17 protein-coding genes and 3 pseudogenes are annotated in these 21250 nt (G+C 34.7%); 8 read left to right on the top strand and 12 right to left on the bottom strand.

All coding sequences use genetic code 11. The annotated features are described in order from the left end of the window. Positions 1-124: 124 nt before the first annotated feature. The 5 genes from IGI80_RS06755 to kdpA all read right to left on the bottom strand — a co-directional run bounded on the left by IGI80_RS06755 (position 125) and on the right by kdpA (position 7725). Positions 125-808, bottom strand: coding sequence for a response regulator transcription factor (locus IGI80_RS06755; RefSeq protein WP_438723028.1), 684 nt, complete (start codon positions 806-808; stop codon positions 125-127). 11 nt (positions 809-819) lie between these two features. Beyond that, positions 820-3390 (bottom strand): DUF4118 domain-containing protein, encoded by a 2571-nt coding sequence (locus tag IGI80_RS06750; protein ID WP_438723026.1) that lies wholly within the window; start codon positions 3388-3390, stop codon positions 820-822. Positions 3391-3458: 68 nt separating this feature from the next. After that, positions 3459-3989 (bottom strand): potassium-transporting ATPase subunit C, encoded by a 531-nt coding sequence (locus IGI80_RS06745; protein ID WP_438723024.1) that lies wholly within the window; start codon positions 3987-3989, stop codon positions 3459-3461. Between the two features lie 13 nt (positions 3990-4002). Beyond that, the gene (gene kdpB, locus IGI80_RS06740) at positions 4003-6033 is read right to left on the bottom strand and encodes a potassium-transporting ATPase subunit KdpB (protein ID WP_438723022.1); all 2031 of its coding nucleotides are present in this window, start codon (positions 6031-6033) and stop codon (positions 4003-4005) included. Positions 6034-6048: 15 nt separating this feature from the next. Continuing rightward, a complete protein-coding gene (kdpA, locus tag IGI80_RS06735; protein WP_438723021.1) occupies positions 6049-7725 on the bottom strand; it encodes a potassium-transporting ATPase subunit KdpA in 1677 nt (558 codons plus the stop codon). A 336-nt stretch (positions 7726-8061) separates the two neighbouring features. Here kdpA and IGI80_RS06730 point away from each other — a divergent pair, with 336 nt between their 5' ends. Both IGI80_RS06730 and IGI80_RS06725 read left to right on the top strand, forming a co-directional pair. Beyond that, entirely contained in the window at positions 8062-8355 is a 294-nt protein-coding gene (locus IGI80_RS06730) for a transposase (protein ID WP_438723019.1), read from the top strand. Further along, positions 8355-9212 carry an IS3 family transposase gene (locus tag IGI80_RS06725; RefSeq protein ID WP_438723423.1) on the top strand — a complete coding sequence of 286 codons (858 nt, stop codon included), beginning with the start codon at positions 8355-8357 and terminating at the stop codon, positions 9210-9212. The genes IGI80_RS06730 and IGI80_RS06725 overlap by 1 nt, the downstream gene beginning before the upstream one ends. Before the next feature lie 742 nt (positions 9213-9954). Here IGI80_RS06725 and IGI80_RS06720 read toward each other — a convergent pair. The 4 genes from IGI80_RS06720 to IGI80_RS06705 all read right to left on the bottom strand — a co-directional run bounded on the left by IGI80_RS06720 (position 9955) and on the right by IGI80_RS06705 (position 13983). After that, the gene (locus IGI80_RS06720) at positions 9955-10440 is read right to left on the bottom strand and encodes a hypothetical protein (RefSeq protein WP_438723017.1); all 486 of its coding nucleotides are present in this window, start codon (positions 10438-10440) and stop codon (positions 9955-9957) included. Positions 10441-10839: 399 nt separating this feature from the next. Beyond that, positions 10840-11775, bottom strand: a complete 936-nt coding sequence (gene hemH / locus IGI80_RS06715; protein ID WP_438723015.1) for a ferrochelatase — start codon at positions 11773-11775, stop codon at positions 10840-10842. A gap of 1788 nt (positions 11776-13563) precedes the next feature. After that, positions 13564-13809, bottom strand: a complete 246-nt coding sequence (locus IGI80_RS06710; protein WP_438723014.1) for a hypothetical protein — start codon at positions 13807-13809, stop codon at positions 13564-13566. Positions 13810-13824: 15 nt separating this feature from the next. Further along, positions 13825-13983 (bottom strand): hypothetical protein, encoded by a 159-nt coding sequence (locus IGI80_RS06705; RefSeq protein WP_438723013.1) that lies wholly within the window; start codon positions 13981-13983, stop codon positions 13825-13827. Positions 13984-14478: 495 nt separating this feature from the next. Here IGI80_RS06705 and IGI80_RS06700 point away from each other — a divergent pair, with 495 nt between their 5' ends. After that, positions 14479-14637, top strand: coding sequence for a transposase (locus IGI80_RS06700; protein WP_438723012.1), 159 nt, complete (start codon positions 14479-14481; stop codon positions 14635-14637). Between the two features lie 416 nt (positions 14638-15053). Then, entirely contained in the window at positions 15054-15194 is a 141-nt protein-coding gene (locus tag IGI80_RS06695; protein ID WP_438723011.1) for a hypothetical protein, read from the top strand. 646 nt (positions 15195-15840) lie between these two features. Here the strand turns inward: IGI80_RS06695 and IGI80_RS06690 are convergent. Both IGI80_RS06690 and IGI80_RS06685 read right to left on the bottom strand, forming a co-directional pair. Continuing rightward, positions 15841-16399: pseudogene (locus tag IGI80_RS06690) on the bottom strand (lytic exoenzyme target recognition domain-containing protein); the annotation flags it as partial. Next, positions 16392-16940: pseudogene (locus tag IGI80_RS06685) on the bottom strand (IS5/IS1182 family transposase); the annotation flags it as partial. The pseudogenes IGI80_RS06690 and IGI80_RS06685, both read right to left, overlap by 8 nt. 397 nt (positions 16941-17337) lie before the next feature. Between IGI80_RS06685 and IGI80_RS06680 the strand changes: the two are divergent. From IGI80_RS06680 to IGI80_RS06665, 4 genes and pseudogenes are all read left to right on the top strand, one after another. Beyond that, positions 17338-17520: a hypothetical protein gene (locus tag IGI80_RS06680; protein ID WP_220426256.1), complete on the top strand. Its 183-nt coding sequence runs from the start codon at positions 17338-17340 to the stop codon at positions 17518-17520. Continuing rightward, positions 17510-17812, top strand: a complete 303-nt coding sequence (tnpB, locus tag IGI80_RS06675) for an IS66 family insertion sequence element accessory protein TnpB (protein WP_438723010.1) — start codon at positions 17510-17512, stop codon at positions 17810-17812. The genes IGI80_RS06680 and tnpB overlap by 11 nt, the downstream gene beginning before the upstream one ends. A 230-nt stretch (positions 17813-18042) precedes the next feature. Then, positions 18043-19365 (top strand): annotated as a pseudogene (gene tnpC, locus IGI80_RS06670) (IS66 family transposase); the annotation flags it as partial. Beyond that, the gene (locus tag IGI80_RS06665) at positions 19363-19548 is read left to right on the top strand and encodes a transposase domain-containing protein (RefSeq protein ID WP_438723421.1); all 186 of its coding nucleotides are present in this window, start codon (positions 19363-19365) and stop codon (positions 19546-19548) included. The pseudogene tnpC and the gene IGI80_RS06665, both read left to right, overlap by 3 nt. 370 nt (positions 19549-19918) lie before the next feature. Here the strand turns inward: IGI80_RS06665 and IGI80_RS06660 are convergent, their stop codons facing one another. Next, positions 19919-21247, bottom strand: a complete 1329-nt coding sequence (locus tag IGI80_RS06660) for an aminopeptidase C (protein WP_002358357.1) — start codon at positions 21245-21247, stop codon at positions 19919-19921. Positions 21248-21250: the final 3 nt, after the last annotated feature.

Raw genomic sequence — 21250 nt, 5'->3', positions numbered from 1 at the left:
CGGGTAAGACTATATATTTTCCATAAAAACTAGATAATTTTCTTAATGATTTTATCCCTGATACGTTTTAATTAATAATCTGGGTTATTATGTTTATGTCTTTCGAAAAATAAATTTATTATTCTTAATTATGATCACGCAAACGATAGCCCACTCCGATCTCAGTAATCAAATATTCTGGTTTCAATGTATCACTTTCGATCTTTTTACGAATGTTAGACATATTCACCCGCAATGTCTGCGAGTCATCGCTGTAAGGGCCCCATACTTCTGTCATCAAAGTTTGATACGTAACTACCTTCCCCAACTGACGAAACATCAGCGCTAAAATTCGATATTCGTTTTTTGTAAGATGGATTTCTTGTCCCTTTTTATAAACTAACTGTTTTTCGAAGTCAATTTTCAAGTCTTTGTTTTCCACGACAGTTAGTGATTCCGTTTGAACGTTTTGATGACGCCAGGCTGTACGAATCCTTGCAAGTAATTCATTCGTTCCAAATGGTTTAGTTACATAATCATCCGCACCTAAATCCAACGCTTTAACTTTCTCCTCTTCATTATTTCTAGCAGAAATAATGATGATGGGCAGATGCATTCGCTTGCGAAGGATTTTTAACAAATCAATACCATCAATATCTGGTAATCCTAAGTCTAACAAAGCTAAATCAAACGATGTTGTTTGAAAAGCATTCAATGCCTCCATTCCAGTACTAGCAATCGTTAACTGATAGCGTTCCTGTCTCAAAACGACTTCCATAAAATCCGTAATATTTGGATCATCTTCAATCAATAAAATGGATTGCTTCATAATTCTACCCCTCACTTCAAATAAATTCGAACCAATGTTTTGCCCCCACCTATCGTCATTTCCATTTTACCATTGTGCGCATGGACGATTGTTTTTACAATACTCAATCCGATTCCTAAACCATTTTTTGAGTCAACCGGTACTTCATTTGTGCTGGACAAGTTTGATTGGATCTTTTGAAATTGTTTTAATGGAATTTCACCGTGATTTTCAATTTCAAAAACTGTTTGTTCTTTTTTCTGGTAGACGTTTAGTTTGACTGGTAGATCATTTTCTCCATGACGAAACGCATTTTCTATCAGATTAAACAACGCTTGTTCAATCAAAATGGGATCCGCTTGAATAAAAATGACCTCTTCTGGCAGGTGAACATCCACTTGGCCGTCTGTATAGACCTTCCTCAAATGCTTATAAACAGCCTCGATTACCTCTTCTACTGGTTCAGCAGATTTATTAACCTTCATAGTATCCATGTTGATTCGCGTGATGGATAAAAGATTTTCAACCATCCGAATCAGCCATTGTGACTCTTCTTGAATATCCTTTAATAATTTTCGCTGTGTATCTTCTTTTAAATCATTTCCAATACCTAATGTTTCAGCAGTCCCTGAGATAACAGTTAATGGTGTTCTCAAATCATGAGATACGGCTCGTAATAAATTGCTGCGGACTTTTTCCCGTTCATTTTCTAACTCAACTTGCTCTTTCTCATCTTTCAATTCTGTTTGTTCCAAGATGACTGCAATTTGAGTCAGCACCAATTTTAAGTAATTGAGCTGATCATTTTCCAAATCAAGATCTGCATTTCGTTCAATGCCTAATACCGCCAACGTCTTCCTGCCTGCAACAATCGGTAAATAGAATCCTTTAGCACCATTTAGTGTGTCTGTACCATTCCCAGCTTCTTTTTGGTTATTTGCTGCCCAAAAGGCTACAGCTGCTTCGTCTTCATTATTTAATATTGATTTTTTTTCGTTGATACAATGAACACTCTCTGTCTTCGCTTGACGATCAAAAATAATCACTTCTCGTTCCAATAATCTTGATAAATAAGTAGCAGAAATATCAAGAATTTGTTTTCGACTTTCCACTAAAACATATCGTTTGTTCAACTCGTACAAGATTTCCATCTGGTGCTCTTTTTTCATAGAAGTATCTGCTTGTTTCTTTAATCGAATCATTAAATTACTGCTCATCAGGGCAACAACTAGCATGAGCAATAAAGTAAAAGGATATCCCTGTTTATATACTGTCAGAGAATATAATGGTTCGACAAAAAACCAGTTAAAAGACAAAACACTTAAAATAGAGGATAATGAGCTCCAAAAATAACCGGATGTCGTTCGAGCGACTAATAATACAAATGAAATATAAATAAGCATCAGATTTTGATCGCCAACGTGGATATATTGCATCAATTCCGTCACAACCGTCGCTAGAAAAACACCACCAATTGCAATCACTAAATCTTTTCCGCCGCCCTCAATGACTTTACGAGTCTTAAAAAATAAAGACCGCTTTTCTTCATTGAAAGGAATTAAATGAAGTTCCGTATCTTTCAATCGTTTTAACAAGCGATCATCAAACGCTTCAATAAAGATTTTTTCATACCACGGCTGCCTTAGATTTTTCCCCATAATAATATCAGTAACACCCGTCATTTTTGAGAACTCGACAATCGTCTCAAAACTATCATCCTCTTCAATACTAATGACCTCCGCACCTAATTTATCGGCTAAAGGAATGTTCGTTGATGTATTTTCTTGCGTACGAACTTGAATCACTGTCCAATCGGCAGCTAGACCTTGAGCTAAACGTGCTGTCCAGCGAATACATTTTTCGGTCATTTTTGGAAAAGCATCGTTCACCACCGTCAATAATTTACTTTGTATCCCAATTGTCTTTCCACTAATTCGATTAATATGATCCGACGCTCGCTGAATTGCTAATCCACGTAATTGGTCCAATTTTTGTGGAATAAAAAAATTTTTTAAGGCACGTTTCGCGTTTTCATTCGCATATATTTTTCCTTGTTCAAGTCGTTCGATCAGCTCATCGGGCTCCACATCAATCACTCTTATTGTCGCTTGCTGTAGAAAAGTGTCCGGCACCGTTTCCTTGACCTCGATTCCGGTAACTTCTTCAACGATATCATTCAAACTTTCGATATGTTGAACATTGACCGTAGTAAAAACATCGATTCCTGCATTCAACAGTTCATCAATATCCTGGTATCGTTTACGATTTCGAGAACCTTCCGCATTGGAATGAGCCAGCTCATCAATCAACACGATTTCGGGCTTCTGTTGAATGATTCGATCAATATCCGGCTCTGTTAAAACCATTTGTTTATAAAAAATATTCTTAGGAGGAATTTGCGGTAATCCTTCTAATAATCGATTGGTATCTGGACGATCATGAGGTTCGATATAGCCGACAACAACATGTTTTCCCATCATCAATAATTCATGAGCCTCTGTCAACATACCATAGGTTTTCCCAACACCAGCCGCAAAGCCAAAAAATATCCGCAATCGACCTCGGCGTCCATCGCCAGATTGCATTTCTTCTGTTGCCTGCATCAACAGTTCTCCTCTCTTTGTATGCAGAACAATTCCCTAACCATTTTTGGTTAGAGAATTGTTCTGTATTATATTCCTAGTTTATCTAATGCTAGGTTTAACTGCAAAACATTGACATAAAATCGGGCTGAAAACCAATCTTTTTGGATATGTTTATCGATGAGTTTACGAATTGATTGTTGAGACAAGCCACGTTCTTTAGAAATTCGGGCAACTTGAAAATGAGCTGCTGCCAAACTAATATCCGGATCCACACCACTGGCAGATGCTGTCACGAGATCATTCGGAACTTTTTTCTCTGTTGGATTTTTTTCCAATTCTGCAACGGTACGCTTCTCAACTAATTGCTTTTGCTCCGCCGAAACAGGTGATAGCTGACTAACTTCCTCACTACGTCCTGAAAAATATTTTGCCTGTTCAAAAGTTTGCCCAATCAACTTTGAACCAACAACTTGATTATTCACTGAAATCTGACTGCCGTTAGCCTGATCTGAAAAGAACAATTGACCAATGCCGGTAACTGCAACGGTATATAGCCCACCAAAAACGATCAGGCTAAAAATCAAAAAACGCAAACTACCTAGAATACTTTTTTTCATTGTTTCTACTCCTTTATAAAATGATCAGTGAGAGAATCAGATCTATAATCTTGATAAAAATAAATGGCGCAATAATTCCCCCAAGTCCATAAATCAGCAGATTATTACGCAAAATTTGACTGGCCGGTTTTTCTTGATACTTCACACCTTTTAATGCTAGTGGAATCAAGGCCACGATAACGACTGCATTATAAATGACAGCTGATAGAATCGCAGTCAGTGGACTACCTAATCCCATAATATTCAATCGATCCAGTTGCGGATAAATACTGTAAAACAGTACTGGAATCACCGCAAAATACTTAGCGATATCATTTGCGATACTAAATGTAGTTAACGCGCCGCGAGTCATCAACAATTGTTTCCCAATCTGTACGACTTGCAGCAATTTTGTTGGACTGGAATCCAAATCAATCATGTTCCCCGCTTCCTTCGCGGCTTGTGTTCCTGTATTCATCGCCATCGCAACGTCGGCTTGCGCTAATGCTGGTGCATCGTTTGTCCCGTCACCAGTCATTGCAACTAAGTGACCCTTTTCTTGATACTCGCGAATCAGATTCATTTTATTTTCTGGGGTAGCTTCTGCCAAGAAATCATCTACTCCAGATTCCGCTGCTATCGCTGCCGCTGTTAAGGGGTTATCCCCAGTGATCATGATGGTCTTGATACCCATCTTACGCATATCAGCAAATTTTTCCTTTACACCATTCTTAACGATGTCTTTCAAATAGACGACACCCATCACACGATTATTTTTTACAACTACTAGAGGTGTTCCACCTGCTCGAGCGATTTTATCAACAATCTTGTCACATTCAGATGGATAGTCCTCTCCTTTAGATTCTACATATTTTTTCATGGTGTCTGCGGCACCTTTGCGAATCACGTCACCGCGATAATCAATTCCGCTCATGCGTGTTTTGGCACTGAAATCGATAAATTTAACCTCTGATTGCTTGAATTCTCTTTCTCGCAAGTTGAAACGTTCTTTTGCTAAAATCACGATACTTCGACCTTCTGCTGTCTCATCAGCTAAAGAAGATAATTGCGCCGCATCCGCTAACTGTTCTTCACTAACACCATGGACTGGCAAAAAATCGCTTGCTCGTCGATTTCCCAATGTTATGGTTCCTGTTTTGTCGAGTAAAAGAACATCCACGTCACCAGCTGCTTCGATCGCACGACCACTCATGGCAATGACGTTTTCCTTCGTCAAGCGGCTCATACCTGCAATCCCGATCGAAGAGATTAAGGCCCCAATCGTCGTTGGCGCCAGACAGATTAGTAAAGCAATCACAATAACCAGTGATAAAGCTTCTCCTTTACCAGATAACTGACTGCTGAAATCAGTAAATGGGACTAAAGTAATTGATACAGTTAAGAAAATAATGGTCAAAGTAATCAAGAAAATCTGCAAACCAATCTCATTCGGAGTCTTTTTTCGTTGAGTTCCCTCTACCATGGCAATCATTTTATCTAAGAAGGATTGACCGTTTTCAGAGGTAACACGAATCACTAAATAATCGGAAACGACGGTTGTTCCGCCAGTAACCGCACTGCGATCCCCACCAGATTCACGAATTACTGGCGCTGATTCGCCAGTAATGGCACTTTCATCTACTGATGCAGCCCCCTCGATTACATCACCATCAGCTGGGATTTGCTCTCCTGCACGTACATAGACCAAATCGTTTCGCTTTAAATCAGAAGACTGTAATTCAATGAAATTCTCTTCTTTGATATCTTCTAAACTGTTAATTTTATAAGTCATGACTTCCTTTTTTGCTTGTTTCAAACTATCGGCCTGTGCTTTTCCTCGTCCTTCTGCAACAGCTTCAGCAAAATTCGCAAAAAGCAAAGTCAACCAAAGAAAAATGGTTATTGAAATGTTAAACCATAACGGTACACCCATTGGGTAGAAGCATAATATTGTAGTGATGAGCGCACCTAAATAAACGACAAACATCACGGGATTTTTAACTTGTTGGCGTGGATCCAATTTTTTAAAGGATTGTCCCACTGCCCATTGATAGATTTTTTTCATTTTTACTCACTCCATCTATTTCATCGTAAAGAATTCCGCAATCGGACCTAGTGCCAATGATGGTAAGAAACTTAAAGCTCCAATTACCAAAATAACAATAATCAACATAGAAACAAATGTTGGACTAACCGTGGATAATGTTCCTGAACTTAAAGCTGCTTTCTTTTTACTTCCCATATTTTCCGCTAAAAGTAAGATGACGATGATCGGCAAGTATCTTGAAACAGCCATCATTAAACTGGCTAAAAGGTTTAAGAATGTCGTATTAGCTAGCAACCCACCGAAAGCACTTCCGTTGTTGTTGGCTAATGAAGTTGCCCCATAAAGCAATTCAGTGAAAGCATGGGGACCATGGTTCGTTAACCAAGACATTACCTCTGGATGTAGGACTAGAGCCATTGCCCCGAAAAGCGTCAACATCAATGGTGTTAAGATAACTAGACTAGCCATTTTGATATCAAAAGCTTCGATTTTTTTACCTAAATATTCAGGTGTCCGCCCAACTAAAAGACCTGCTATAAAAACTGCTAGCAATAGAAATGCCAACATTCCATACAGTCCGCTCCCAACACCACCAAAAATTATCTCGCCAAGCTGCATTAAGAACATTGGAATGGCGCCACCAAGCGGTGTAAAACTATCCAACACCGCGTTCACCGAACCATTCGAAGCGGCGGTCGTACCGACGGACCATAAGCTAGACCAGCCAATGCCGAAGCGAATTTCTTTTCCTTCCAAATTGGTCGATCCAAGAACATACGTAAATTCAGGCCCGTAATACTCGCTAAAAGCAACGCCGACGAAAGCTAATAGTAAGAAAAACAAGGATACTATCATGATCGTTCGTCCTTGTCTCCAATCCTTGACCCAAAAACCAAAAGCAAAGATCAATGCCGCTGGGAGCAACAGAATCGCAATATTCTCTAAAAAGTTTGAGAATAGTGTTGGGTTTTCAAATGGGTAGGCTGAGTTAGCACCAAAGAAACCACCGCCATTTGTACCAAGTTGTTTGATTGCCACCTGACTAGCTACCGGACCTAAATGCAACCAAAGACTTTTCCCTTCCAAACCTTGATAAGCGACTCCGGATTGGAAAGACTGAACGGTTCCTTGTGAAATTAATAAAACAGCAAGAATGATTGATAGCGGCAACATAATGTAAACTAAACTGCGGGTTAAATCTTGCCAAAAATTTCCTAATGCTTTCTTTTTGACTTGTGAAAGTCCCCGAAGCAATGCTACCAGAACAGAAAGTCCCACACCTGCTGAAACAAAATTTTGAACTGTCAAACCAAACATTTGCGATGCATTTGATAAAGTCGTTTCACCCACATATGCTTGCCAGTTGGTATTCGTAACAAAACTGACGGCCGTATTTATCGCTAACGGCAGCGTTAGATTTTTTACTGAGGAACCTCCCGGTAAAAAGTGCTGTGTCATTAAAATAACAATCAAAAGTACGATCGAGAAGAAACTTAACAGCAGCACATTCAGTGCATAACGTTTCGCTGACATTTCTTTTTTGCTGATAGGCCCAATCGCTTTATAAAATAAACATTCTATTGGCTGTAAGAAGCGTACTCCTTTAGGGATCTCCCCCTGCATGATTTCTTTAATGTACCAGCCTAGCGGCGCTGCCAATAACAATAATATGAATAGGAAAAATAATCCTTGATAAATCACGCTGCTCATAACTCTTCCCCCTTAAATAAAAACAAGAAAAGATAGATCATTAATAAGAGTCCAATAATTCCTAAAATAATCGTCATTTCACTTCACTCCTTTTCAAAACAACCAGTTAAATAAACTAACTGATTTTCTTTACTCTTTAAGCATAAAAAAAAAAAACTAAAGATAGTGTGAAACTTGCGTTCATTTCTTTACACTATCTTTATATCGTTTTTTAACGTTTTTGGCTTTTGTTTATATAGCATCGATTTTCAAAATTAACGCAATAGTTTTCAAACTGGAATGGTTATACTAAAGTGGACAGAAAAAATAAGAGAATTCGAGAAAGGAAACTTTAGTATGAAACGAAAACACTATTCCAAAAAATTTAAATTCCAAGCTGTTAGCCTTATCTTAAAAGAGAAACATCCCGTAAGATTTATATCAAATCAACTAGATGTCCATGAAAATACCTTATATCGTTGGATATCTGAATATGAAAAATATGGAGAGCTTACCTTTCCTGGTAATGGCAGTCGTGAATTTGCTTCTCAAAAAGAAGTAAAACGCTTAGAAAAAGAAAATAAAAAACTCAAGGAGGAGCTTGAGATACTAAAAAAGTTCCAAGTTTTTCTCAAGCAAAACCAAGAGTAATCTATTCCTATATCAACAATCATTTACAAAATATTTCTGTAAAAAGAGCGTGCGCCTATTTGGGTGTCTCTCGTTCAGGTTATTACAAATCTTTGCAACACGAATCTTCCAACTTAGAACTAGAAAATAGTGTGTTGAGTGAGATCATTCGAATGATTTTCTTTGCTCATAAAGGAAGATATGGTGCAAGACGAATTCAAGTGGAGTTAAGAGGAAAGCATCAACTCTTTGTCAGTCGTAAAAGAATCGGACGTTTACTTAGTAAACAAGGGCTTTATACTAAAGGAAAACGTCGTAAGTATTTAAAACAAAGACCTTCAATTTATTCCTCTGCTAATTTATTAAAACAAAATTTTCATGTCCAAAGTCCGAATCAATTATGGTTTGGTGATATCAGTTACATACCAACACATGAAGGAATGTCGTATTGTAGTGTTTTTATTAATTGTTTTACAATAAAATGTGTCGGGTTCTCCATTCGTGAGCACATGCATGATAACTTAGTCATAGAGAGCCTCGAAGAGGCTATACAACGAGAAAAACCTAAAAATGGGTTAATGATTCATACGGATCAAGGGTCACAATATACTGGACACCGTTTTTACGAATATTCGATGAATCATTACTTTATTCACAGTCAATCATGCAAAGGAAATCATTATGATAATGCAGTAATGGAATCTTTTTATAAATCCCTAAAACGAGTAGTGCTTCCACCAAAACAGTATCCAACTAAGGCACAAGCCCGATTAGAATTAACGGATTATTTGGAGACTTATTATAAATATAAACGCATTCATTCAAGTTTAAACTATCAGACACCGGCAGATTTTGAACGAAATCACCAATTCTCTTAATTTCAATGTCTACTTTTCTATTGACACTCCAATATTTGAATCAATATCTTATATACATTTTAGTAAAGATAATTAAACCACTCTTTTTTCTGATTTTCAAATGCCTGTTTAGTTAGATAGTCAATCGAACCAAAAATTTAATTAAGACTATAAAAATCTTCTACGTAACTAATCAAACTCTATAATTTCTGATGTTGGTATTTTTACCAACATCTTTTTTTATCTAAAATAGCTATCTTCTTATTTTCACACAAAGTATCCTAACCTGCAGCACAAGACTTTCCTGTTGAAAATACTATCATACTGCACTAGTACTTTATTTGCAAAGGATATACTTTTGTGAATACGTTATTTTATATTTCTATATAAATACCAAAATATTCTGAAATCTTCTTATAGAAATTAACGATAAGGAAAGTAGAATAGATTAAAAAAACATTAAGTTTTTGACCTCATATATCGTAAATATTTCTTCTATGGCCTACCTGAATTTCTGTAAAAGCAAGACCCTCATCTTCTAATTTCTCCAATTGGGATCGAGCAGCTAACTCGTTCATATAAATAAAGATATTGCAGACATAACTCGCGCAATAATTCAATTTTTTTATTTTGCCATTCTATTTCTATACCTCTCTGCTATATTTTATTACTTGTAGTGTTTAAAAATAAAAAGCTAACTATAGTCAGCTTTTTATTTTTAGTTTTCAACTTGTTTATTTCATATTATTTTCTTGAAAATTTTTTAATCTTTATTGTCAATAACTAATTTTTCATTACTCCAATCATAATAACGGCCTCTTAGTACCCAGCAATCTTGTAACTCTTCCCAATAAAACTCTCTTTTAGAATTTAGAAATGCTCTAAAGCAAGTAGAATCAATTATTCCATGGTCGTTAACTTCTGTTACTACATAAGTATAGCTATAATCCCCATTATTTTCTACTATACTCATTACGATAACTGTTCCATCAATCCAATACTTCTCTATTCCATTAAAATAAGCTGGTTCTTTCAAATCATTCACTAAACATAGTGCATATTCTTCTTTTACTGAAATAATAGTAATATCATTCAAAGAAATAGCTAATATATTTAATGCTTTTTCTCTAGATATAGTATTTCTATATACAATTATTCTAGAGTAATTGTGTTTCAATTCCTTATTATGGAATTCAACTGTTAATAGGACATAATAATTTTTACATTTTATATTAGTTCCAATAGCCAATAACTTATTCCTCTTTTCACAAAGTATTGTTAAGCGACTACTATTTTATCAACAAGCAAGATTCTAACTACTTATATTTAAAGTTCTACTTGCCAAAAATTTCTTGAATCAAAAAAATGATTAGATTTTCTTTTTAAATTTTTTAATGAACAGTTATTCAGTAACTATAACTTCTTAATTATTTAGATAATCAGATAAAGATAAAGCTATGATCCTAGTATATCATATTAGAAAAAAGTTTTCTTGAACCCAAAACTGAATCGCCTTTAAACAGTGCTACAAATTAAATACCTCTAAAAATTTATCTTAATAATTAGTTATGTATTGATTAAAATCTCATAATTTATAGAAACTTTTATCTTTAAATATAAATATGAGCCTTACAAAACTAAAATTAAGCTAAATTAATGTGCTTATCAACTCAGAAAACTCAATATCTCCATTAAAAGGATGTATATAGATATACTCTTCTCCGCCACTATCTAAAAAGTATTTTTTATTTTCATGTTCAATTTCTTCAAGAGTTTCTAAACAGTCTACAACAAATCCTGGCGCAACAATCAGTACTTTTTTGACTCCTTGAGAAGGTAAATTTTTTAAAGTTTCATCCGTCGCTGGACTCAACCATTCAGATGGACCAAACTTTGATTGATATGTTTGATAGTATGGTATATCTCCCACTTTAGCCATAATTAATTTTGTTGTTTCAGTACATTCATCTGGATAATTATCTCCATCTTTTACATATGATATAGGTATACCGTGATATGAAAAGATAATAGCATCTATCGAATTATTCTTCAAAAAAACTTTTATTTTTTTTGAAAAATACTCTATATAATCAGGATGTTTGTAAAAAGACCGTATAAATTTAATATCTACTATACTATCTTTTTTAATAAAATAATTCATAACGGAATCAAACACTGATCCTACAGTTGTTCCAGAATATTGCGGATACATTGGTATGATATTGAGTTCTTCAATTCCTTTTTTTAACAATGTATTTAATGCAGTTTCTATACTTGGTTCACTATATGACATTCCAATCTCAACTTCTACATCTGGTAATATATTTTGTATATTATTCTTTTGTTTTTCAGTGTATTCCAAAAGAGGAAAACCATTTTCAGTATATATTTTTTCATAAAGTTTCGCTGATTTCTTTGGACGTATATTTAAAATAATACCATTTAAAATTGGTTTCCAAATCATGGGATGGGTTTTTATTACCCTTCTGTCCGATAAGAAAGTTTTTAAATACTTCTTTACCTCTAACTTAGAGGTATCTTTTGGCGTTCCTAAATTTATTAGTAGGATCCCTTTTCTTTTCATTATAATTCACTACCTATCTTATAAAGTTACGGACTTAACAGTTATTGTACCTGTAATTTAATTGAAAATTTTCATTTCATCCAAGTAGGTGAACTAACAACTATGAATACCGTTAATTATATAGTAAAAAGCTACTTATATGTGTGGTAACCACAAAGAGTTAAACTTTTTAGGGTCACTATATTAGTAAGAATGAGTTCAAATAAATTCTTTCTTAAATTCAATCAAGTACATCTTTTATAATCTGTCTTCTAACATGTATAATTGTTTTTGAGAAACATAGGCTTTATCCCATCTCCAATCAATTAAATCATAGCGGCGTATATCAACAATTTGACGAATATCTTCAATGAATAATCCAAATTAAAAATAGAATGATTGAATATGGTAAATCGATTTTTTCATTCACAACTCTTATAGATTCTATCTTCCTTTTCATAAAACCATGCTCTTTAAACCGTAAAATAACTGCTTTCTCTCCGTATTAATTTTTGTTAAACGTTTATTATCATAATCTATAACTGATATTCCCTCCACTTTTAACTTCTTACAGTTTTAGGAAATATTATTCAAAAAACCTACTACAAATGGAATGATCGCTGAAATTATTAACAATAATAAACTGGATTTTTGTAATAATGTTAAATCTTTAAACTGCTTTCAAAAACTAAAGAGTAGGACAAAACTACATAAAAAAGTCAACATACTTGATAAAATGTAAATTAATTGGACAGCCATTATTAATTCCTTCTTTCCAATTTACTAAGTGTGGAATATTCCTATTCATAAATTATAGACTCTGCTGTATCTAATTTCCTACTTTAAAAGTAGAAACTATTAAAGCAAGAATTCCAACTAATTATACGGATAACTAATTGATTATAAAATAATGAAATTTTTGCAGTTTTTTATCTGCATTATAATCTCTAAAGAATGAACTCCTGCATAAGACTGTTTAAGCCCTTATTTATCAATACCTTAAACGATTTATACTAATACCTTAACAAATAAAAATACCCTATTCGTAAATAATCTTGTAGATAAAATCTATTATATGAGATATTGATATAGATAAGTTCCTTATATTATAGTACTTCATTAATAAACAAAGGATTTAAAAAACTGGTTTCAATTAATCACTTAGTTTTACTGACTGTTTCAGTATGTATCACTTTATTTTCGTAAACTTCTATTTTTTATATCAATATAATTTAGTTAGCTACCCTATTTCTATTATATTACGATATTCCTTTTAGTTTAAAACAAATGAAAACAAGACACATCAATATGGCTATCCTCTATCTCAACATATAGTAATCAAAACATTCAATTGGTATAATTTCATTACCCCATTATGTAAAAGCATAAAAAATATTTTTATTGAATAACATTTATTAGTACTTCTTTTCAGTATATAACCTTATAAAATCACATATTCATAATCTACTTATTCAATAATTCATTGATTTATTCATCAAATAAAGTTAGTAAATAAAAATAGATTAAAAAATTTACTGCCGCAATACCTGCTCCAATTAAATCATTGGTATATATAAAAAGAATCAAAAATATACCTGATAGCAGAAACATTAAAAATATGGCAAAAAAAGGGGACCTCATTTAAATTTCTCCTCACTAGATAATCAACTAACTAATATTCCTTCTTTAACGTGTAATAAGTCATCTTAGTCACCTGATTCTCTTTCACTGTTATGCTTAAAAGAATCGTCACATTGACTTTATTTTGAGTACATTCTAATAAAATGGCATATTCATCTTTAGATTCTTTTACTGGCTGATAAATATGTTTGACAAATCCTTTCGAGTGCAAGGCATTACCACTATTTTTATCATCCAAATAAATCCCATTTTCTTCCGCCGCTTGTTTCGATCTTGTAAACCTTTATAATTCGCATAGGCTTTGCCAAATTTTTTTAGAAGTTCTAATGGGACATCAGACTTTTTCACCTCTTTCTGGTTTGAATCAGAAATCGAGTTACTTTCTTTTAATGTACCTAAAGATTGATTTGTCATTTCATATTGCTCCTCTTATTGATCAAACGATAAAGAATACTTATTACTATTTTCTTGTTCGACTTCATAACCTACTTTCGTGGCTTGTTCTTCTTGTTGTGTTTGACAAGCCGTTAACAGAAACATTCCCAAGCACCCTAAAGCTAAACCGCCTATTTTTTTACTTTTTTTCATTTTGCACCTCACTTAAATCATCATAATATATTGTGTACATTTTATTATATCCAAAATGCGAAGAAGGAAATTCTAATTATTTATAAGTTGTCCCCTTAGAAAAAGGAGTTTTGATTCCTTTTAAAGATTCAACTAAATTAGATAAGGTGATTGTGAATAGATCCCCTCCATATCTTGTTTTTAATCGTAGAAACTTAGTAACTGTATAGATTGATCAATGACTAATTATTTAGTAACTAACTAGGCATCAGACAAAACTACCGGGTATTGATTCATTCTACAAACACACTGGTTATAGCTGATAATGTGTATTTTGCGATAAACTCTTTTTTCACATTAAAAGGAATATCTCTTAGCCCAATATTTTCTAATTGAAATGGCAACACCTATTTTGACAAAAATTATAAGGTGAGTTGTGGAATGGCAAGACTTTTATAAAAGAAAAGATAAGTTAATTTTGTGGACGAGTTATACTAGATATCAAGTTAAGGGAATTTGAGGGGAATTACTATAAAGCGCAAATCATTCACACAAGAATTCAAACGTCAAGCTGTTTTACTCGCCTTAGATGAAGGAATACCTGTCAAAACTGTTTCAAAAAATTTGGGAGTCCATCCTAATTCCTTCTACCGATGGATTCAAGAGTATAAATAACAAGGAGAACATGCCTTCCCCGGAAGAGGGAGCCATGAATTCATTCGTAAAAATGAAATTACGCGCCTCGAAAAAGAGAATAAAAGGTTAAAGGAAGAAGTGGAACTCCTAAAAAAGTTCGAAGTCTTCCTTAAAGAAAAAGGAAGACTTCGGTAATTTTTGAGTTTATAAACGGTCATCGAGAAATACTATCTATTTCATAGGCTTGTCGTTGCCTTAATGTCTCACATGCAGGTTATTTTTTATTCTGTCATCAGGAACCATCAAACCTTAAAATTGAAAACGAAACCTTAGTTAAACTTTTGAAAGAAATTTTTTGAACATAAAGGATGCTATGGATTCAGAAGAATTAAATTTGTTTTACAAAAAAACAATTTATTAATAAAATGTTATACTAAAGAAAGGTGGTGAAATCTATGTACGCCATTAAATTTTTCCATGGATATCTAACACCGGATGGAACACGAATTAAATCTGCAGCACTATTATATAATAATAAAGAAGATGCAGAACGGTTTGCAGATTCTATTGGTGGGAGAGTTAAGAAAATTGGATAATCTATTTTAAGGGTAGCTTAGTCATTCAAAACTAACTACCCTTTTAGGGTATATTACATACATAAAACACCGCGCACTATCAACTCCTAATAGTGCGCGGTGTTTCACTAGAGATACGAAATAGACCATGTCTAATTGAAATATATCATAGTATTAACTAAATTCACAAAAAAATAGCCTTGCATGGACAAAACTATTGGTAGTTAGTGAGGTGATTTCATTTTAAACCTATTGAATAAAATATGTAAAGTTTTCCTCAATAGGTTCGACAAAAAAAGCCCTCTGAAGAGGGCATACGTCCTTTTGTAACAAAGGAGGTTATAAATGAAAAAGTTTTGTTGTGACATACTCATATTAATTCTTTTTCAATAAATTGTAAAGCGTTTTTCATAATATAGGCAACAAAAAAGCTGCCTTATTGGGGCAAGACAGTTTTTAAGTAACGTGAAAATTATGGTTGAGCAATTACATTCTAATACTTACCGCCTAAATTGTAAACCGTTTTCTGAAAAAAAGCCCTACAAAGAGGGCGTACGTCCTTTTGCAGCAAAGGAGGTAAAGTGAAAAAGATTTATTCTTAGCTTAATTAAAGTTTAATACCTTTTATTTTAATTGTACAGTTTTTCTCTACTTCATGGACATTTTTTTACCCATAAATCAACTTTTCAATACTTGGCGTATACAACCAAATAAACTCATCGGGAAATTGAACATGAAATAATGTTTTACCTGCTGTGTTTACTTGTTAGGAAATAATCCCCCACATTTAACGTTTGGTCTGGCGTATTTTCTCCGGTTCCTGGATCAATTTTATCGATATAAGCGACATTAATCCCTTTATCCGTCCATTCAAAGTCTGGTTGCCCTAATACATCATTTCTTACTTGCCAAATACCGTTCACAAATTGTAATTCGTCTACTCGGTAACCATAGCGACGTTTATGTTTTGGTGCTGGTGTTTCTTGGGCTAATGCTTGTACTTGCGGTCCTGGTTGGCTATTATTAACTCACCATACTTCAATATAATTAGGTTGCGTTACTGCATAATACTCATTCCAATTATGTTGTGTGATCGCTGTTCCTGGTTGACCACTCGTCCAATAATCACAACTGATAAAATCATTTTCATTCATCATAACACCGATATGTCCACCAGCTCCTCCACTTGTGCTCATATCTTTGCCCCAACTCAGTAGAACTACATCGCTTGAATTGAACTGCCCGATGGGCAGGACAAATATGCATGTCTGCTTAAAGATAGAGCCAGTGGGATGTCTCCATAAGTCTTTTTATTTTCTTTATGATAAATAGTATAGGTAATTAATGAAATTTTATTCAAGATATCGTTAATATACATATAATTTTCTTAATTTCCATATACGGCATCCGCTACAATATACTCGTAGAATTCATTGTGTTGTTCCAAAAAAACTGTCTAAAAACAGATTTAAGTTTTTTTATCTGTTGGATTTGGAAACAGATCATACGCTAAGACATATTGATTTTCTTTTACGATTTGTAAATTATAGCACATATTTAGCTGATCATTGTGTATGTAATCGTCTTTCATTCTTATAAATGTGACATATTTCCCTGTTTCAGAAAAAATATTTTGCTATTGAAAAAGGTAGTTATAGGTTTCATATTTTTGTTTTCTTCGTAGATAATCATCTTGGATTTTGCTTAGATATTTTTTGTAGGTTCTTCTTTTTTTATTTGATTGACTTTGTTTTTCTTTCATTTTTTAGTTGCTCTACTGCCACCGCTAACTATTTTTCCAAGTAATAAGCGATTTCTTATAATTGATTGATTATAAAAAACAGTTTCATAACGATTCGTAGCGTTACGCCAAACGAAACTTAATTAGTTGCATCTACTTTTGTTTTTGTACCATCAATAAAGATCACTTCCTTATCAACAACTTGATTGGTAATCAATTAACGGCAAAATAAGACAAATGCTTAATCTAAAAGGTAAGAGGTTGTTTTCTGAATCTAGAATCGATTGATGACAAGATAGATATCATCTAATAGAAATTCAATTATCAAACCAGAAAGTAAGCGCCGAACCACTGAGTACCTACAATCAACAACCACTTCCGACTATACTGACAGTACAAGTACAAATCGGAGGTGGTTGTTTTATGAAAGAAAAACAAGAGGTCGTTGCCATTAAGCTCGAGGGTCAGCCGCAAGAAAAACGCGCACTTCCTGCTAAAATAGGAATAAAAATCAAAGCGGAAATGCATGACATTTTTATCTACAATGGCGCGAGTCAATATCTTGTGCAGACGGTTTTGAAGGAGCTGATGGCTCATGATACTTGATTATCAAAAAGTCGCTCATATCTTTATTGTTTGTGGAAAAACAGATCTAAGGAAAGGAATCGATGGCCTAGCTGCCATCGTCCAGCATGAGTATAATCTGGATGTGTATGACGATGCTCTTTTCTTATTTTGTGGCGGCAGACGAGATCGTTTCAAAATGTTGTATTACGAAAAAGATGGTTTCCTTCTTTTATACAAGCGATTGGATCAAGGACAACTTCGTTGGCCGAGATCAAAAAAAAAATTCGTTGCCTTACGCACCAACAGATTCGATGGTTATTGGAAGGATTAAGCATCGATCAACCCAAAGCAATTTCTGTTGGGAAACGTGGTATTTTTTAATTTAAAGAAACAAAGGAGAATCGGCAAGAAACAGTGATTTCATGCGATTTCTCCTTCTTTTTGCGTCTGTTTAATGGTATAATAATAACAGAATATATATTTAGAAAGTGGTGTGATTACTTGTTAGATCAAGCAAACGATAAAAATGAAAATAACGAATCCACCACAGAATTAATCGCTATGCTTCATGAACAAATGCGTGCAAATCAAGAACAATCGAAAGTAATTGAGACACTGACTGGAGAAGTACAATTACTCAGAGAACAAATCGCTTATTTGACTAATAAACTTTATGGAAAATCTAAGGAGTCCTTGCCAGAACAACTCTCTGGTCAGATGAGCTTGGATCTATTTGATGTGCCTACAGCTCCACAACCTCTTGCAGAAGAGGTCACCATCAAAGCCCATCAGCGAAGAAAAGGGCTGAAAGCAAAGAAATTGGCGGATTTCCCAACAAAAGAAGTTCATCATGAGCTGTCAGAAGATGACCGTCTTTGCGCTCACTGTGGAACCTTGATGATTGACATGGGAACGAAAAAGGTTCGAGATGAAATTGCTTTCCATCAAGCACGAATCGAAACGCTTCAACATGTCCAACATAGTTATTGTTGTAAAGCGTGCGAACGAACAGGAGAAACTTCTCTAAAGAAAGCACCTGTTCCAAAACCGCTTCTTCAAAATAGCTTGGCTTCACCAAGCGTAGTGGCCGAAACGATTCGCTTGAAATTCAAGCAAAAGGTTCCTGCCTATCGGCAGGAAGAGTATTGGCAACAATTGGGCTTGGATATTTCACGAGATAATATCTCGAACTGGCATATTCGAGTGAGCCAAGACTACTTGTCTCTTATAGTCGAACGATTTCACCAAGAAATACCAAAAAGGAACGTTGCTTACGCAGACGAAACGACTTATCGAGTACTGGAGAGCAATAAGACAAACACCTATTATTGGATCTTTAGTAGCTCTCTTCAGGAAAAACATCCAGTCGCAATTTACCATCATAGTGAGACCCGCAGCAAGGAAATTCCCCAAAAATTCTTGAAATCCTATGAAGGATAGCTTCATTGTGATGGGTACACGGGCTATGATGACCTTCCCAACATTTTCACCGTTCGGTGTTGGGCCCATGTCCGCAGGAAATTCTATGAAGCTATGCCCAAAGCTAAAGGCAAGACAGAGCATCCAACTGCTCATGTTCTGGCAGTCTTTAAAACTTGTTTCAAAAAAGAGCAAGACTGGAAAAACCTGCCTCCAGAAGAGCGCCTTCAAAAAAGAAAAGAAGAATTAAAACCGTTGCTCAACCACCTTTTTTCTTATATCGCAACAATTCCAGCTGTTCCAAAATCGAAATTAGATAAAGCAATTCAGTACATGGGGAAACATCGAATCTCAATGGAGCGAGTATTTGAAGATGGTCGTCTGGAGTTGACAAATAATCAAAGTGAGCGGTTGGTCAAGGAGTTGGTGATGTGTAGAAAAAATCAATTATTTTCTACTAGTTTGAGTGGCGCACAGACATCAGGAGATATCCTAAGTGTCATTAAAACGGCTGAACTTAATGGTCTCAACAGTACTAAGTATCTTCAGTACCTATTTGAGGAGCTGCCAAACTTGTCTGTTCTTACCGCTGATCATTTGGATGAGTACCTTCCTTGGGCAGTAGGCATTCAAGAGAAGTGTAAATAATCGAAAAAAACGACTCTCGCCTGATTGTAGAATAACAATCGGGCCCAAAGTCGTCTAGGTACTTTGTGTTTCGGCGCTTACGGTGGTTTTCAATACATACAAAAAATGCACTCCTTTCCAATTAGTTTTTGGAAAGGAGTGCTTTATTCCATGAAAATCAAATTTTTATATACCTGCTCATTGGAATATTTCAGGGTTTTCAAGAAAAAATCAAAACAGTTTGACAATCGGTATAAATTTATTTTCCAAAATGGTGACGGTTTTTTCCTTTCCACCATTAGTATACTACAGTTTCTACATATCAAATGTACTTACGAATTCATGCGTATGTTTAGCAAAGAAACATTTTTTACTCAACAGACTTTACTTCTTATGCTAACGCACCCATTGGGTCCCAAGGTGCCAAAACAGTTGGTGCTTGTTCCCAAGCTTTTTTCTGTTCATCAGTTAATAAATCTTTGTGCACAACGATTTGATAAGTGTATTCGTCCATCCACGCATCGCTCATGACGAAGAAGCCATTTTCACCGACTTTTTCGCCCCAGCTATTTTCCACTTTCCATTTTGTTGTTTGGCCATCAACGATATCAACACCTGTTAAAACCATGGCGTGTGTCATTAAGCTTTCACCAAAGTCTAAACGTTCTGCTTTAGTCATCGTAAAATCAATATCAAAAAGATCGTTCATATCGTAAACGTCTAATGCCATAATTCCTGTGTCACGTGTTGAAGATTGTCCGACATCACAACCAAACCAAACAGATTCGCCTTGTTCCAATTGTGCAGCAGCTAATTTTTTGAAAGCAGCCATTTCTACATTTAAATATTTAACTTCTTTGCCGCCGACAACATTCCCTAACATTTCAACAGTGTATGTTTTGTTGAAGGGTTTATCTTCTGTAGGAGCATTAATAATACTTACATAATCATGTAAATTAACGCCAACGTATTTTTCAAAGAATGTTTGCGGTGTTAGATTTTGATCCAAATGATAATTTTTTTCTTCGTCACGGTATTCAAAATCAAAGGTTTCTGGCGGCGTTCCTAAAGAGATTGCTAAGAAATTATAAATTTCTTGTAACATTGCTTCTTTGTTTTTTTGGACTTCTTCAGCAGAAGCGCCTTTTTCAATTAAACTACGTAAAATTGTTGCATCTTTGCGTAATTTTTTATTTAAATAGTTGTTTAAATCACGTGAATTGGAACTGTTGCTGCTTTCAGGCATTGCCGTTTTAGGCACTACGCCATATTTATCAAAAATTGAAACGATCATATCCCATTGCCCACCATCTTGTTGTGGTGTAGCTAATAAAAAGGCCACTTTACGACTAGTCAACGGTTGATCGGCTGTTGCAATAATATTTTCATAGAAATAATTTGATTTTTCATATTTATCCCAGAAAAATGTATAGTTTTGTGATAATTCAAAATCTTTTAATTGAAACGCATTTAACATTCTATGTCTAAATGTATTTAATGCCGCAAACATCCAGCAGCGACCGCTTTGTTTTTGATTGGCCACTTTTCCAGTAGCTAAGTCGACTGAAAAGACGGGTACGTTATTCACGGCTCCTTGTACAGATTCACCTGAAGCGCTGATACCATTTTTTACTACACTACGTTGTAAGGCATTTTGTTTATTATTGTTCAAGAAATCTTGATGGAATTTCTCTGTTAATTTTGGTTCAATTGCTGTCATTTT

It is taken from the genome of Enterococcus sp. DIV1420a, from assembly GCF_051712165.1.
Lineage (GTDB): Bacteria > Bacillota > Bacilli > Lactobacillales > Enterococcaceae > Enterococcus > Enterococcus faecalis.
The sequence above is the reverse complement of the archived record's forward strand: the minus strand, read 5'-3'. Positions and strand labels throughout refer to the sequence as shown.

Coding starts and splice junctions, on each gene's coding strand:
- IGI80_RS06755 (WP_438723028.1), bottom strand. CDS start 808: ATGAAGCAATCCATTTTATTGATTGAAGATGATCCAAATATTACGGAT.
- IGI80_RS06750 (WP_438723026.1), bottom strand. CDS start 3,390: ATGCAGGCAACAGAAGAAATGCAATCTGGCGATGGACGCCGAGGTCGA.
- IGI80_RS06745 (WP_438723024.1), bottom strand. CDS start 3,989: ATGAAAAAAAGTATTCTAGGTAGTTTGCGTTTTTTGATTTTTAGCCTG.
- kdpB (WP_438723022.1), bottom strand. CDS start 6,033: ATGAAAAAAATCTATCAATGGGCAGTGGGACAATCCTTTAAAAAATTG.
- kdpA (WP_438723021.1), bottom strand. CDS start 7,725: ATGAGCAGCGTGATTTATCAAGGATTATTTTTCCTATTCATATTATTG.
- IGI80_RS06730 (WP_438723019.1), top strand. CDS start 8,062: ATGAAACGAAAACACTATTCCAAAAAATTTAAATTCCAAGCTGTTAGC.
- hemH (WP_438723015.1), bottom strand. CDS start 11,775: ATGAAAAGAAAAGGGATCCTACTAATAAATTTAGGAACGCCAAAAGAT.
- IGI80_RS06710 (WP_438723014.1), bottom strand. CDS start 13,809: ATGACAAATCAATCTTTAGGTACATTAAAAGAAAGTAACTCGATTTCT.
- IGI80_RS06705 (WP_438723013.1), bottom strand. CDS start 13,983: ATGAAAAAAAGTAAAAAAATAGGCGGTTTAGCTTTAGGGTGCTTGGGA.
- IGI80_RS06695 (WP_438723011.1), top strand. CDS start 15,054: ATGTACGCCATTAAATTTTTCCATGGATATCTAACACCGGATGGAACA.
- IGI80_RS06680 (WP_220426256.1), top strand. CDS start 17,338: ATGAAAGAAAAACAAGAGGTCGTTGCCATTAAGCTCGAGGGTCAGCCG.
- tnpB (WP_438723010.1), top strand. CDS start 17,510: ATGATACTTGATTATCAAAAAGTCGCTCATATCTTTATTGTTTGTGGA.
- IGI80_RS06660 (WP_002358357.1), bottom strand. CDS start 21,247: ATGACAGCAATTGAACCAAAATTAACAGAGAAATTCCATCAAGATTTC.